This window comes from Limibacterium fermenti (assembly GCF_041902845.1).
In the GTDB taxonomy this organism is placed as follows: Bacteria; Bacteroidota; Bacteroidia; order Bacteroidales; family Dysgonomonadaceae; genus Limibacterium; species Limibacterium fermenti.
This window is the reverse complement of the sequence record NZ_CP159486.1, coordinates 436944-451664: the sequence shown is the minus strand read 5'-3', so window position 1 is coordinate 451664 and position 14721 is coordinate 436944. Positions and strand designations below refer to the sequence as shown.

General features: G+C 43.2%; 18 protein-coding genes and 1 pseudogene. 4 read left to right on the top strand and 15 right to left on the bottom strand.

Features of this window, described 5'->3' with window-relative positions:
* The first annotated feature begins 25 nt into the window (after positions 1–25).
* The gene (locus ABNK31_RS02060; RefSeq protein ID WP_418894092.1) at positions 26–238 is read left to right on the top strand and encodes a heavy-metal-associated domain-containing protein; all 213 of its coding nucleotides are present in this window, start codon (positions 26–28) and stop codon (positions 236–238) included.
* Positions 239–304: 66 nt separating this feature from the next.
* Positions 305–1354: a linear amide C-N hydrolase gene (locus ABNK31_RS02055; protein ID WP_418894091.1), complete on the top strand. Its 1050-nt coding sequence runs from the start codon at positions 305–307 to the stop codon at positions 1352–1354.
* A 64-nt stretch (positions 1355–1418) separates the two neighbouring features.
* Here the strand turns inward: ABNK31_RS02055 and ABNK31_RS02050 are convergent.
* Positions 1419–1697 (bottom strand): annotated as a pseudogene (locus ABNK31_RS02050) (WbuC family cupin fold metalloprotein); the annotation flags it as partial.
* 67 nt (positions 1698–1764) lie between these two features.
* Here ABNK31_RS02050 and ABNK31_RS02045 point away from each other — a divergent pair.
* Positions 1765–2052, top strand: a complete 288-nt coding sequence (locus ABNK31_RS02045) for a transposase (protein ID WP_418892548.1) — start codon at positions 1765–1767, stop codon at positions 2050–2052.
* A complete protein-coding gene (locus ABNK31_RS02040; RefSeq protein WP_418892547.1) occupies positions 2049–2906 on the top strand; it encodes an IS3 family transposase in 858 nt (285 codons plus the stop codon). Before ABNK31_RS02045 ends, ABNK31_RS02040 begins: the two co-directional genes overlap by 4 nt.
* A 322-nt stretch (positions 2907–3228) precedes the next feature.
* On the opposite strand, the gene ABNK31_RS02035 is transcribed toward ABNK31_RS02040, so the two are convergent.
* The 14 genes from ABNK31_RS02035 to ABNK31_RS01970 form a co-directional block, all read right to left on the bottom strand.
* Positions 3229–4182, bottom strand: coding sequence for an MraY family glycosyltransferase (locus tag ABNK31_RS02035; protein ID WP_418894090.1), 954 nt, complete (start codon positions 4180–4182; stop codon positions 3229–3231).
* 137 nt (positions 4183–4319) lie between these two features.
* A complete protein-coding gene (locus ABNK31_RS02030; protein ID WP_418894089.1) occupies positions 4320–5261 on the bottom strand; it encodes an NAD-dependent epimerase/dehydratase family protein in 942 nt (313 codons plus the stop codon).
* 279 nt (positions 5262–5540) lie between these two features.
* The gene (locus tag ABNK31_RS02025; protein ID WP_418894088.1) at positions 5541–5810 is read right to left on the bottom strand and encodes an AAA family ATPase; all 270 of its coding nucleotides are present in this window, start codon (positions 5808–5810) and stop codon (positions 5541–5543) included.
* A gap of 209 nt (positions 5811–6019) precedes the next feature.
* Positions 6020–6757, bottom strand: coding sequence for a hypothetical protein (locus ABNK31_RS02020; RefSeq protein ID WP_418894087.1), 738 nt, complete (start codon positions 6755–6757; stop codon positions 6020–6022).
* A gap of 1 nt (position 6758) precedes the next feature.
* The gene (locus tag ABNK31_RS02015) at positions 6759–7769 is read right to left on the bottom strand and encodes an AAA family ATPase (RefSeq protein ID WP_418894086.1); all 1011 of its coding nucleotides are present in this window, start codon (positions 7767–7769) and stop codon (positions 6759–6761) included.
* Positions 7766–8935, bottom strand: a complete 1170-nt coding sequence (locus tag ABNK31_RS02010) for a DUF262 domain-containing protein (RefSeq protein WP_418894085.1) — start codon at positions 8933–8935, stop codon at positions 7766–7768. Before ABNK31_RS02010 ends, ABNK31_RS02015 begins: the two co-directional genes overlap by 4 nt.
* 55 nt (positions 8936–8990) lie before the next feature.
* Positions 8991–9125 (bottom strand): hypothetical protein, encoded by a 135-nt coding sequence (locus ABNK31_RS02005; protein WP_418894084.1) that lies wholly within the window; start codon positions 9123–9125, stop codon positions 8991–8993.
* Positions 9126–9648: 523 nt separating this feature from the next.
* Positions 9649–10518, bottom strand: a complete 870-nt coding sequence (locus ABNK31_RS02000) for a transposase family protein (RefSeq protein ID WP_418894083.1) — start codon at positions 10516–10518, stop codon at positions 9649–9651.
* Between the two features lie 127 nt (positions 10519–10645).
* On the bottom strand, positions 10646–11722 hold the full coding sequence (locus ABNK31_RS01995; RefSeq protein ID WP_418894082.1) for a mannose-1-phosphate guanylyltransferase: 1077 nt from the start codon (positions 11720–11722) through the stop codon (positions 10646–10648).
* Positions 11723–11986: 264 nt separating this feature from the next.
* On the bottom strand, positions 11987–13081 hold the full coding sequence (locus tag ABNK31_RS01990; RefSeq protein WP_418894081.1) for an ImmA/IrrE family metallo-endopeptidase: 1095 nt from the start codon (positions 13079–13081) through the stop codon (positions 11987–11989).
* Between the two features lie 11 nt (positions 13082–13092).
* Positions 13093–13431, bottom strand: a complete 339-nt coding sequence (locus ABNK31_RS01985; protein ID WP_418894080.1) for a type II toxin-antitoxin system RelE/ParE family toxin — start codon at positions 13429–13431, stop codon at positions 13093–13095.
* 53 nt (positions 13432–13484) lie between these two features.
* The gene (locus ABNK31_RS01980) at positions 13485–13700 is read right to left on the bottom strand and encodes a hypothetical protein (RefSeq protein WP_418894079.1); all 216 of its coding nucleotides are present in this window, start codon (positions 13698–13700) and stop codon (positions 13485–13487) included.
* A 145-nt stretch (positions 13701–13845) separates the two neighbouring features.
* Positions 13846–14292 (bottom strand): hypothetical protein, encoded by a 447-nt coding sequence (locus ABNK31_RS01975; protein ID WP_418894078.1) that lies wholly within the window; start codon positions 14290–14292, stop codon positions 13846–13848.
* Entirely contained in the window at positions 14289–14717 is a 429-nt protein-coding gene (locus tag ABNK31_RS01970) for a helix-turn-helix transcriptional regulator (protein ID WP_418894077.1), read from the bottom strand. Before ABNK31_RS01970 ends, ABNK31_RS01975 begins: the two co-directional genes overlap by 4 nt.
* Positions 14718–14721: the final 4 nt, after the last annotated feature.

Sequence of the window (14721 nt, the reverse complement as noted above, 5' to 3'; positions counted from 1 at the left end):
AGATTAGTAAATTAATAACAAGAATATGAAAACAATACGATTCAAAACAACGATCAATTGTAGCAATTGCCTGGCAAAAGTAACTCCGGCTCTCGATAAGAAAGAGGGCATTCACTCATGGAATGTAGATATTTCCAATCCGGATAAGATCCTGACGGTGGAAACCGAAGACTTGTCGGCCGAAGACATTATAAAAACAGTCAAGCGTACGGGATTCCGAGCCGAAGAAATCGCCTGACAGCCGTAAGTTGTTTAAAGAGATATAAATAATGGATTTACATCACACATCACAAAACCACTCAATATGAATAAAACGATTGCGTTCTTCTCCTTTGTATTTTTACTATGTATTGCCCATTCTCCCTTGTCCCGCGCATGTACACGAGTCGTATACAAGGGACCGGAAAATACGGTGATCACCGCGCGTTCGATGGATTGGAAGAGTGAAATCGATGCCAATTTATGGGTTTTTCCCCGAGGCATGGAACGTAGTGGGGAGGTCGGCCCGCTCTCAACGAAATGGACCTCGAAATATGGAAGCATCATCGCCAGCGCATGGGATATCGCCACCGCCGACGGCATGAACGAAAAAGGATTAGTGGCAAACATCTTGTGGCTGGTCGAGTCGGAATACCCCACTTTCGACCCGCAGGGAACGAAGCAAGGAATATCCATCTCGTTGTGGGCGCAGTATGTATTGGATAACTTCGCCACAGTAGAGGAAGCCGTCAACCAATTGAAGGGCGAACCTTTTGTTGTCGTAAGCGATTATGTTCCCGGCACGGAAAAATTCACCACGCTGCACCTTTCGTTGTCCGACGCACAAGGAGATAACGCCATCTTCGAATATATCGACGGAAAGCTAGTCATTCACCATGATCCCTCGTATGTGGTGATGACTAATTCACCCGTGTTTGAACAACAACTGGCATTGAATGAATACTGGAAAGGCATCCCGGGCACGGTCATGCTTCCCGGTACGAATCGCGCCGCCGACCGTTTTGTGCGTGCATCGTATTACATCCATGCCATCCCACAGAGCAACGACATCCGCACATCCGTTGCGAGTGTGTTTAGCGTGATCCGCAATTGCTCCGTACCTTTCGGCATCTCGTCCGAGACAGAGCCCAACATTTCGTCCACCCGATGGCGTTCGGTGTCCGATCAGAAAAACCGGGTATATTACTTCGAGACCGCGCTAACACCTAACACCTTTTGGGTAAAGCTCAGCGATTTCGATTTGAGTGAAAACGGGCATGCGATGAAACTCGACTTAGGCAATTACCAAACGTATAACGGCGAAGCCAGCGGCTCCTTCAAGCCCGCCCCCGCATTTAAGTTTTTGGGGATTTAAAGACTGACATTTACAGTAGGTTGTCTTGTAAGTTGTCCGTTACTTGTCCTGTAACTTGTCCTATTCACTCAAGCAGATCGGCAGGAGCAAGAGGCGTGTAAGGGCCGTCCTTCACTTCGAAGATCACCGTGCCGCTTTCCAACACCTCCAATGTATGCCACTGTCCGGCGGGAATATGGATACCATATTCGTGCTGTAAGGGATCGAGTATGCACTCGAAAGTCTGCTCTTTGCTATCGTTATAGAACATCACGCGGATGGCGCCCCGCAATACCAGGTACGTTTCCGCCGTGTGCGGATGCCGGTGAACAGGTAACACCGTTCCCGGCTCCAACGCATTCAGCTATAATACTCCCCAAAATTAGGACAAGAAGTTAAGTAGTATCTTTGTGCGTAAAAGACAAAGAATTATGAATAAAGGAAGTCGGAGAAAATTCAGTGCTGAATTTAAAGCCAAAGTAGCGTTGGAAGCATTGCAAGAACGAGAAACCATTGAAAGTTTGTGTAAAAAATATGATTTGCATCCCAATCAGGTAAGCCAGTGGAAACGTTCTTTCAAGGAAGAAGGAAGCAAGGTCTTTGAAAAGAGTGTCGGGCATGATGAATTATCAGAAAAAGACCGTCTGATAGCAGAACTTTATCGTCAGATAGGGGAATTGAAGGTTGACAATGACTGGTTAAAAAAAAAGCTGCGATGATGCCTCCGGAAGTACGCCGCGAATTGGTCGAACGTCAATCTCCGGAGATGAGTATAGTGCGTCAATGCAAGCTGCTTTCGATTCACCGTAGCGGGTTGTACTACACCCCTTCTCCTGAAAGTGAGGAGAATTTGGGGATTATGCGTTGGTTGGACGAACAATATCTTTCCACTCCATTTTATGGTGTTGAGCGACTTCTACCCTTACTCACCCTGTTAGGGTATAGAATCAACCGTAAACGGCTCAGACGGTTAATGCGCATGGTGGGTTGGCAGACCCTTTATCCGGGCACAAGGACCACTATCCCGGGAAAGGATGGGCACAAATACCCCTATTTGTTGAAAGGGCTGAAGATTGACAGGCCGAATCAGGTTTGGGCCATTGACATCACCTATATTCCCATGTCGAAAGGGTTTATGTATTTGTTTGCCATTATCGATGTTTACTCACGTTATGTGGTGGGCTGGAGCCTGAGTAACACGATGAGCGCGGAATGGTGTGTGGATTGTATCGAAGAGGCTATCTCGGTACATGGAACACCGGAAATAATCAATTCTGACCAAGGCAGTCAGTTCACTTCGGATATTTACACCGATTGCCTGAAAAGGCATGAGATTCGCATCAGTATGGACGGTAGAGGTCGTGCCATCGATAATATCTTTATTGAACGTTTATGGCGCAGTGTGAAGTACGAACACATCTATTTGCATGCGTATGACGATGGAAACAGTTTGTGGAAGGGATTGAACGGGTACTTCCGGTTCTATAATCACGACAGGCTCCATCAGAGCCTTGGCTACCGACCGCCGATAGAAGTCTTCCAATGTGGAACGGGACGGCTGAAAACGGCCTGATAGGGAGAGCCTTTTTTTAGCTCATTCCGCTTCGGCTACGCCTTCGCTCCATGAGCTAAAGAAAAAACAGCGAATAAAATGAAAGAAAAGTATTATAAACCAAATAATAAGTATAAATTTGTATGAAGATATTTATCTTAACGCACTTAATAAAGTGATAATACCTGTCCTACAACTGGGGAGTAGTGTAAGCAGACGTTGGGCAGGAGCATCCAGCCTATCGTGAAAATTATGATTCATTCGTAACCGCGGCGACGCTTTCGCCCCACCCGTCACCTCATTCAAGAGCTCTTCATTGATCACCATACGAGAATATAATTGATTATTGACTGACTTTTTTCATCATTCCGAATTTCAGCGTATAGAAGCCCATCAGGATAAGTGCAAGGATGATAAATATCCACCACCCCATCACCGGATAAAGGGCGATTAATAATGCCGAACAAACGAGCTGCGCCACAAAATAGATGACCGATACCAACCGGTGCGGCATCTTGCGTTCATTCGCCATAATCTGATAAAAATGCAATCGGTGCGCCTCCATGATGTTTTGCTTCAGATACAAGCGATGTAAAATGGTACAACCCGCATCCACCCCGTACACCATCAGGAAGCCCAGCCAAATAAGGTCTTGTGTCCGGATAATCAATAGGAGAAGTAAAGTGACCACCCAAAAGGCGATGCCCACGCTGCCGACATCGCCCGCGAAACATTTGGCACGTTTGCGGAAATTGAAGAACAGGAACACCAGCGACGCCAATAGGGGATACACGATGAAGTCGGTCGGTGTAAACGCCTGCACATACTCGTTTACCCATCCCAACGACACCAGCACCGCAATACTGTAAAGTCCTGTGATGCCATTAATGCCATCCATAAAGTTATACGCATTGACAATACCGATAAAGACGATATATCCGATGATAACCGCCCACCAGGGATATGCGCCGAACACCTCCGCCGCTTGAAAGGCGCAGGTCATAGCCAAGAGATGAAATAACAGTCGGACTTTTTGTCCCAAACCTTTGATATCGTCCCAAAAGCTAACGAGAGAAATAAGTGTCATGCCTGCGAAAAACCAGGCCGAGAACGCTGAAAAATGAATGGCGGCGTAAAAGAGCGCCACGATCCAGTAGATGATTCCACCGCCTCGCAATGTGATTTGCGTATGCGAACTGCGTTGGTTAGGCTTGTCGATGATGTTATATTTGTCCGCTATGCGGAAGTAAAGCAACTCCGCAACAAGAAGCAAGGCAATAATCAATAAATAGATCATAATGAGTAATAAGTGACGAAAATTGACTTATAAATGAGTTGTGAATAAGAGAAATGAGTTATAAATGAGCTATGATTATGAGAAATGAGTTATAAATGAGTTATGATTCCGAGCGATGAGGTATCATTAATTATCCATTATTGAAAGCTGTCGAGCGTTTTTCGCATTCCGTCTTTCGCCGACATCGGCATGTGGTCGATGCCCAGAGCGCGCTTGATCTTGGCGTTACTCACCACATAGTTCTCCGTGAGTTTGCGAAGGCGTTCGCGGTTTAGCGGCAGACGCAAGGAAGTGCCGATCCCCGCCATGCCGTTCATCAACCCTTTCGAGAGATGCCATATATGCGCTTTCCGGCCCATACTTTCGCAAATAAGTTTGATCAGTTCATTTGTTGACAGCGGTTCGTCGTCGCCCACATGATAAATACCGCCGGGAACGTCGTCACGGGCAACCAATTGCTCCACCACGTACGAGATGTTATCGACCGAGCAAAAAGACCGCCGGTTATCGAAAGAGCCCAACGGCCAGGGAATACCTTTCTTCACCACATTATAAAGCAGATTGAGATTTCCCTTATTTCCCGGCCCGTGAATCATGCACGGGCGTACGATGTAAACTTTCCTTTGCAGACTGTCCGCAACCGATTGTTTACTCAACAGATATTCCTCCGCTTTGATTTTCGATTCGCCGTATGGGCCTTTGGGATCCGGCACGATCTCCTCCGTCAGCACATCCCCCGGCACACTGTCCGCTGCGGCCTTTACCGAACTGAAAAAGACAAATGCACGTGCATCCGATTGCAGGAAGTAATCGAAGATGCGTTGTGTGAGTCCGGTGTTAATATCGAAATACGATTTCGCTTCGCTTTGGTTCTTTGTGTCATGCGCTTTACCCGCAAGGTGGACAATCGCATCCACGGGAGGAATCTTTCCTAACTCGTCCCATGAGAAGATTCGTTCCACCCCCTCTTTGGGCGGTTGAACGAGATCCAGTCCGTAGAGCGAGAAACGATCGTTCCAATTGTGAGTGAAGTTCGACCCCACAAATCCATTGATACCGGTGATAAGTATTTTTTTCATCCCTGTTTTACATTCTTAAAAAATCCGCGATATGAATATGTTTAACTCCTTCTATATCATCTCTCCAAAAATCGTCCATCGTTACCTCGTATTTCGGATAGTGGTCTTCAACAGACAATAAAGGGGAAAACTCTCTTTCGTATCTAGTTTACCGACAAATACCTGATAGCCGCTTCTTTTAAGTTCCGGAAAAATAATATTTTCCGATATTATCAAAAGCATATTTTATTACCCGCTCCAATAACTCTATATCACGAATATTGCGTCACTTCCTCTATCTCATTCAATAAAAGGTAATCTGTTACCGGGGCGAACGAACGAAGCAATGTATCGATAAAGCTCTTCCGCAGAAGTCAAATGCGAATAGGCGAAACTCTCGAAATTGATTGATAGGATTTGTCCCGGCTTTACTCCTCTCGACACTGATACATCCCTCAACATCATTAAGACGGTTGATTTTCCACTTCTTCGGATGCCGGTCAATATCTTTATCAACGGTTTGTCGATAAAGGGTTTTAATTGCTCTATGTAGGACTCTCTTACAACCATTTTTTCGGGTTATGCCCTCAAAGATATTGTTTTTACAAGACTTTTTATAGATATAACCCTAAAACATTTCGATTTACAAATATCGCTATGTGAACGGCCTATCAGACTGGTATAGCCTTTTTCCTGTAGATTTTTCCAGATGGCTCAGCCTACCAATCCGGGATGCTCGGCTCTCACTCGTTCTTGGGCAAAGGACATCCTGTGACGGATTACAGGGATTCGAAACGATTGTGATAAACAGGACGAATAATATAAGTAAATTCCTTTGTCACATCGCGCAAAGAGGAAAAACCGCTTGTGAGTATGATTTCAATTTTATCATCTATAATCAAATAACGATCATGATGTTCGCGAATCGTTGTTTTTCTCTCAAACGTCCATTTGTCACAAGCGCTTTTAAGAAAATTCTCATCGTCCAGCTCTAAGTGCCCCTCTTGATAAACAATACAGAGCGCCTTTTTGGGAAAGAGCGACGCGATCATTTTCAGATTTTCCTGATTGCCGTTTTCAGTTCCCTTCCTCACAATGTATTTATCGTATAAGCAAACCATCTTCGCGTTTTTACATAAAGCCCGTATATGTTCAATAGCCTTCTCCCTGTTATCTCCTCTCGCGAAACATCCCGAAAGGTTGTTCTCTATCGTATCGTCATAAATGTTCACATAAGGGAACACATCCTTATCGCTTGAAAGAATGATTTTATATACAGTCTTTCCGGCTAAATCCTCCAACGATTGGGTGGTGTATCCCGCACCCTGCAATTGCCTTTCCATTGCAGGAGACACCTTCGCGCCAATCCGCTTCAACTGGGCGGTATTAGTCAAAAAAGTTCCTTTATAGTAGTGAAAAATCCGTGCAACCCTATCCTGATCGAAATCACCTTTATTCTTAAAATCAAGATATGCTTTTTGAAGATCGTCGCTTAAAACTAAGCCGTATGGTATCATGTCACTCTATTTCTATCAATTCCCCTAATGTGGCATCAAAAAATCCGGCGGGAAAATCTTTATCGAACTTACCATTTGGGAGGATGGATATTTTCAGAAAAGGAGAACGAATGCTCTCTTTGTAGAAAAAGCCTACCGCCGATGCCTCTAACCGTTTTTTGTATACCTCATAACGAATTTTATTGATTAAATGGTCGCAATGGGTTTCTATAAATAATTGAATCCCTGCACGGGCAATAAAAGCAAAGAACTCGCCTAAACGCGCTTGCGCCGCAGGATGCAAATGAATTTCAGGATTTTCAATCATCAACACATAATTTTCACGGGCGCGCAGGCAAAGAATAAGGATTTTCGTCAAATAACCTACACCGGCCCCCAGTTGCGAAGGATCCAAGCTTGCAATGCCGTCACTTTTATAGCTGGTTTGTACATCCAATTCCGTACGAAGCTCGGTACTCAACTCCAATTTTATTCCCAATATATAACTAAGCCAGTAATTGAGTTGAACGGCCAAAGTCGATGAGGCAGATTCTTTTATCAAAGCGGGGATGACCGGAGTCGACTTTTCCTTTTCAAACGTACCCAACAAGAACTCACCCTGAATGCCCGCCTTCGCCTGGGATGATACCGAAGAGATTGCCTCCGTACCTGTTCGATTGGCAGATAAGTAAAATAGGTTTTTTTCGATTTCCAAATCCATCTTTTGCCCATCAGTAGAGATTTCTCCTGTGTCCGACATATGCCAAACGGTTTCCTTTGTATCCATTGTCAGGCAAATACTGATCTCTTTTGCATTTTCGTATCTGTTTCGAATAGTCGTGAAAGCCGACGGCAATTTCGATAAATAAATAGCCCCGTTCTTCGTCATGGTTTTGTTCAACAGCAAAACCGCTTGCAATACGCTTGATTTCCCGGTTGAGTTCAATCCGGTAATCACCGTAAGCGGATAGCCTGTTATCACTTCATTCGCTATACACTTATAATTTTTTATTTCTATCTTATCGATCATCATTCAAGCTTTTTTATTCTATCCAGTAAGGCTTCAGCATCTTTAAATCTAGCGACGACACTGGAGGTTGCATCGACACTTTCCCTAAACGCGCCACCCGTTTTGTCGATATCTCTTTTCCATTCCTTAATCAAAGGCCGGATTTTTTTCTTTTCCACCTCTTCAAAAGTAAACACATAAGTCAACGTTTCGAATAAAAGCATATTTATCGGCCTGCGCGTTCCGCTTTCTTTCGGTTCGAAGCGAAAAGCCTCCCTTCCCAAGATTCTATGAATCCTTTCCATTGCAGATAAGAACTTATTCCGGACCGTTTGTATCGCCTCCTCATCCAAATGAGCATTCAACGCGATCATCACTTTCGCCAGAAAATCATCGATATCGCTTTTGTATTCGATTGGCTCCATACCTTTTATACCTTTCAAGTCGCCGTTCAACCAGAGGAGAAAAGCCAATGCCCGCAAAATAATATATTGATCCTTCATTCTGGAAGGTTCGACTCCTTTTTCGGTAGCCTTTAGAAAAGCCTCCGATTCGCTTAATTCTTTCAGCAATTCGGTCGCTTTCCCTCCGTACAAGGCATTTCGCATTTCCTGATTATTGAGGTGGGTTCCACCCCTGTTCACGCGATCGAAAATATCGTACTTCACCCGTTCCGGCGTAGGAGGTTGAATGACATATACGTAGAGTTGGTAATCTTCAAAAATGCCCTGTAATTTAGTATCGAGGTTAGAAAAATTCGAGCCATTCAGTTCACGAAGGATTTTCAAATCCTTTAATCGAAATTTATCATTCAGGAAGTCGAGAATAGTTGTGATTCTCTGTCGCCCGTCCACCACTTGTTTCCGCCCGTCCGGCGTTTCGAAAAAATACATGATGGGAATAGGTATACCCATTAATATCGACTCGATCAATTCGGAACCCTGTTTTCCCTTCCATACGTCTTTTCTCTGGAAGCTCGGGTTAAGGATCAATTCCTTACGATCTTCGTATAAACGTTTTAAGTGCAAAACACTGTATTGAACCTTTTCAACACGCACTTCGGCGTTGGGATAGATGCTCAGTGAATCGCTTTCATCGTTCATGTTTAATCCCGATTCATTTTCCAGAAGCCGGTCTTCTTCCGGTACGGAATTATTTTCAATTTCCGATTGATGTTTATCCTCCGTCATGTCGCCTGTTTGTAAATGTCTCCCGCAAAGATACGTAAATAAAGTTATACTAAGATTACGCATATCCCTTTTTCCGTGATACCGCTCCCTCTATGATCTGTTTCACCCGCCCTTCACCGGTTCTCGGGCAGATGAGCAATACATCTTCCGTATCCACGATTAAGAGGTCTTCCAAACCGTCTGCGACCACTAACTTACCGGGGTTGAGTTCTCACAAAGCAATTACGGGTGCCGTTGGCGATGATTTGTTCGCCCGATAATACATTCTCCGCTTCGTCTTTCGCGTTTTGGGCATAATGCTTTCAATTAACAGATCGTTTTCGTTGTAAAGCCTCATTTATTTAACACAATTCTCTGATCTTTTAATTCTAAAAAAACTCGATAACCGGTTTTTTCTATTACGGTCGTATATTCTTCGCCTTGCTTTTTGGCTGTTGAAAATAAACCACAACATTCATCTTTTTTGAACAGTTTTCACAACACTCCAAATACTTCACTTTCCAATCAGAAATAAATTTACAGGCAAAATTATATAGCCCCTTCATTGTCTCAGCATATGATCCTTTGACTTGCGTAACAGCGTCATGATCTCCAGAATATAAACTTCTCTCCCTCCTTAAAATAATGATTTGAATTTAAGAAGCTAAACTACCACTAATCGCCGAATGATCGCTTTAACTTCCTTTATTTATTAGACATTATATTCATTAAAATTATATATGTTTCAAACAGAGTGACATTGTCACTCTAAAGTTGTGGAGTCCGCAAGCAATGAGCATGACTAAATCGTCAAAACCAAACTTGCGACACCTGAATCGATCTTTGACAATACGACATTTCTTTACACCACCGATGGCATGTTCCACAAGAATGCGGAAACTCGATATTTTCCTGTTTCCCTCTTTCTGGACATCCGTCAATTCCTTGCCTTTGGGTTTCTTTGCCGGCATCTTCACGTTCACGTTTTCAGGGGGATGCCCCAAGAACCCTGTATCCTGCCACAAGGTAATTCCTGTCGGCAAAGTCAATGGCTGGGCGTCCATTATTTTCTTGTCGTGGACATGTCCCTCACAAGTCTTTGATAGCCACAGGATACGTTTATCAGGTGTACAGAGCAGGTCGTTCTTCACACTATGAGTTTTTTTTCCGCTGTAGCGTGATTTCTGCCTGTCCGGATCCCGGGGACGTTCAACCGGTCTTTCCGTGCCGTCGAGCAATATGTCCGAGCACTGCCTGGTAAGGTATTTGACTCGCAAATGGTTCCTGTCGGGTAACTCCTCAAGGGTCTTGAGAGACTTGAGAAGCATGTCGGACAAACGGTGTACCCATTCATTGCATTGCGGCTGGGTCATCCCGTAGGTTGCCCCGTGGTACTCCTGCAAAGGGTTGTTCTTCAAGTAGGAAAGTATGAACAGCAGTTTGTCCCTGATAAGGGGTAGTTGACTGCTTCTGCGGTTGTACGATATCCTCTGTCGGGGCTTACCCTTTAGGGTAAAACGGCTATAGTACTCATTCCAGTGATACTCAAAGGTGGGTACGAACGCTTCAAATTCTTGGGGTGTAAAACCTGTCAAGGACAGCAACTGACTCGGAGTTTTTCGGACTTTGTCGTATTTCATTTGTGATAATTGATTCTATTCTATCACAAAAGTACAAAAAAAGTGTAAGTTTTTTAAGGTTCTTCGAAAGATGTTTTATAACGTAAAAGAATTATTTAAATCCCTTTTTCAAGGATACCGCCCCTTCTATAATCTGTTTCACCCGGCCTTCATCCGTTCTCGGACAGATGAGTAATACATCTTTCGTATCCACGATTAAGAGGTCTTCCAAACCGTCTGCGACCACCAATTTATCAGGATTCAGTTCTTTTACAAAACAATTGCGGGTGTCGTTGGCGATGATTTGTTCGCCAGACAATACATTCTCCGCTTCATCCTTTCCGCTTTGTTCGTATAACGACGTCCAGGTACCCAAGTCGCTCCATCCGAAGTCGGCGCAAGTGACATCCACTTTATGCGATTTCTCCATCACCCCGAAGTCGATCGAGATGCTACGGCTCGCCGCATATACTTTATCCACCGCCGATTGCTCGCCGGGCATCCAATAATTACCGGCCAATTCCGCGAATGCATCGGCGATATTAGGCAACCAAGCGGTCATTTCACTAATGATGGTGTTCACCGACCATACAAACATGCCCGAGTTCCATACATACCCGCCGTGTTCCAAAAAGGATTTCGCCCGGTCATAATCCGGTTTTTCTTTAAACGACAATACCCGGCTGAAAGCAGCATGCTTATCCCCCACCTCTATATATCCGTATCCCGTGGAGGGAAAGGTCGGCGTAATTCCTATCGTGACTAAGCGATCCTGCCCGGCCGCATACGCCAAGCTTTGCTGCATCACACGCGAGAATGTAGCCGTATCGATGATAAGGTGATCGGCCGGCGTTACCACCATTACCGCATCGGGATCCTTTTGCCGGAGTTTGTATGCCGCGTACGCCAGACAAGGCGCCGTATTCCGTCTCTCCGGTTCCAGCCAAACCTGTTCTTCTTTCAATGCCGGGAGTTGTTCCAGCACTTGCTCTTTATACGCTTTTCCGGTTACTACCATAAAGTTCTCCGGGGAGATAAACGAGGAAAAACGCTCATACGTCAATTGAATAAACGTTTTTCCGATGCCCAAAATGTCCACAAACTGTTTGGGCTTGCTTTCCCTGCTTAACGGCCAAAAGCGGCTACCAATGCCGCCGGCCATGATGACACAATAAAAATGGTTATTCATACTTTTTCCTAAGGATAGTCAATACAAAGTTGACTCTCGTCATTATATCACATCTTTGTCTTTCCACTTTTTAGTAAGTGCAAAAAAGACCTGTAGTAGAATAAAAGCTAATAACGCGATGCCTATAATCGCAGCAAAAATAATTACAATTGTATTCATTTTATTTCGAGTTCCTTAAATTATCAATCAATCTTCATACAATTTTTCGATTCTATCGAGGTTCTGTATTCGCTACAAACCTATATGATTTTTCGGAAATATGCTTTATTCCAACTCCACCTTTTCAATAAATTCCTTTCCTGCGGAATAGGGTATATATCCATTGTGTTGCAATCTACCGATAATAATCGCGGGATGCGTGTTAAATTTTTCAGCATACGTCCGCACCTCTTCCGATGTAATAGAACCTTTCGAGAGAATTTCTTTCTCTTCCTCTTTCGATAGAGTCCAGTTAACAGCAAAGTCATCTGCTTGTTGCTCCTTCGCATCCGTTTTATCCGGGTATTCTATATTTTCCAGAAACACATCTTTCTTACCGTGTAAGAGAATATGTCCCGCTTCATGAAAGAAAGTAAACCAAAAGATATCATTGCGTTTATATCTTCCGGTTAATTGAATAAACGGCGTGTCATCGAGCCAACGCGTAGCCCCATTGATAGGAGCTTTGGGTAAACAAGGGGTATATACCACTTTCACTCCCGCCTCGAGACATAACACTTGAAGATCTTTTTGAAAATCTTTCGGATGCTTCGCCATTAACGATTTAATGAGGGGAAGTGTTTCTTTGAACTTTTTCTCCGAATAAGGTTTGTCGAGCGTTAGTTCTTGAGCTTGCAGTTCCCCTTGACGTAACCATGCGGAAATTGCATACGGTTCCTTGGTGTGAGCCAGAGAAATTCTGAAAGAAAGTTTCAATGTTCTATCAAAATAGAACTTACGCCATCCATCGGGATTACTCATGCCGAAGAAGGATAATAAATGCTCTGTTTTTTCGCTTATGCTCTCGGAAGGCTTTAGCCATCCTTTTTTTATCATTTCAGCCAACGGAAAATTCCTCGCCCAATCTATTGATTCGGTAATTATCGAACGTTGACGCTCACGCGCAAGATGTTCATCAAAGGTTCGCTGTTTGTTCATCCAAAAATGTGCAGGGATCTTGGTAACGCTTTCAAATTGGACAGCCATATCAGGAGTAATCGAACTTTCACCTTTCATCACCGCAATGATTGTCTTTTCAGGCTTTCCTGCACGCACTGCAAATTCTTTAGGTCCCATTTTCATCTCAGCGAGTTTTTCAGCAAGCGTTTCGCCCGGATGAAAAACCACCTGTGGAATATACCGGTTCTCTTTTATTGCCATAACATTATGATTTACTCGTTGTGATAATCTATTATTTCAATTATTTCCACACCTTTTATTTCTACCCATATATAGTTGCCGTCGGAAGTAACCGGAATCGGATTTTCGTGTGGTTCAAACACCAATCGGTAAGGCTGATCTAAATCACAAGCCCATTGGCCTTTCCGGTTTTCAACTAGTTCATGATAGTGCCCCGGAAGATATCTCACGTCTTCTAACGTTTCTGCAACCCTGAGATCATTAAGCCGTTTACTTAAAATTTTTGCCCGTATGTTGCCGAACTCTTTCTGACTCTTTCTATAATCATTTGCCAGCTTTTCAAACTTTTTGGTGCTGAATGTCAAATTCATTACAAAGATAATTTATTTTCGACTAACAGAAAGTGTTATTTATAATATTATTTTTATTTAACTGAAATAGGGAGTATATAATTGAGGAACCACTCTTTACTTATATCACAATTGTCGCTATTAGGATCAGGATTTGCTTTATGAATTTTCACTTGTAATGGCATTGGAACACCATTACCAAATATCAGAGCTTCTCCAAGCACTGATTGCTTGATTTTAATTGCATAATCATCTGAATAGTATGGCAAGACAGAGTAAATATATTTCATATCCACATCATTTTGTATGCGGTGAATAATATAGTTACCGCATTGTGATAAAACGGTGCTCGACAACTCGGAAGGTCTCTGAGAAGATATCAATAAATACAATGAATACTTTCGCCCTTCTCTTGCAATACGTCGATATCCACTCCTACAAAGTTTCATCGATTTCTATTAAGATGTCTTCATTCACTATATTCTCGACATTGATCAAAGGGAGCACCCATTTATTAAAATCAGAACCCTCCGTTTTGGCAAATAAGATCCCTCTTGTAGTTCCAATCACTAGCACACCAAGATGTTGAGCAAAGCCTTTATCTATTGTAATCACCTGTTTTTGATCATCATGCAAACCAACCCATGTAGCTTCTTCTATATCGAAAAACATACGAACTTCAATCATTAAAAAAGGACTTGGTTTTTCGTCACATTTATAACGGATTGTACATGCAACGGCGATAATCCGTTCATTCTCTTCGATTCCAAAAGACAAACCGGCAGACACCTCTACATTCGATTGCGTATCAAACATTTCATCGAAGCCGGCAAATTGCTCCGTAACGATCTTTCTTAATTTAAAACGAATGGATGGTTTCATGCAGCTTTGGGTTTGTTGTCGTTAGATTCCGTATATGGAATATAATCCCTATCTTTAAGAATAGTACTATTTATTTGCGAAAACTTCATCGGCACCAATAACGGTTTTAATTCGGGAAGAGGATAATAAGTATTTATCGAAATCAGCGAGATGCTTAACGCCTGCTCTATTTTAGAGATCGTTTCGAGCGATAAATTCTCACTTCCCTTCACTATTTTATTCACATATTGAGGAGATACGCCCATTCTGAGGGCTAGTTCCTTTTGCGTAATCCCTTTGTCTTTGATTGCAAAAAGGACTTGCACTGCAATTTGGGCAGAGTGTTTCAACCATTCTTTATTCGTTTCACGCCATTCGGCTTCTTGGCGCCAGGTAGACACTTGTCCTTTCGATAATTCTACTAATCTTTCTAATCCTTTAGCCATACTA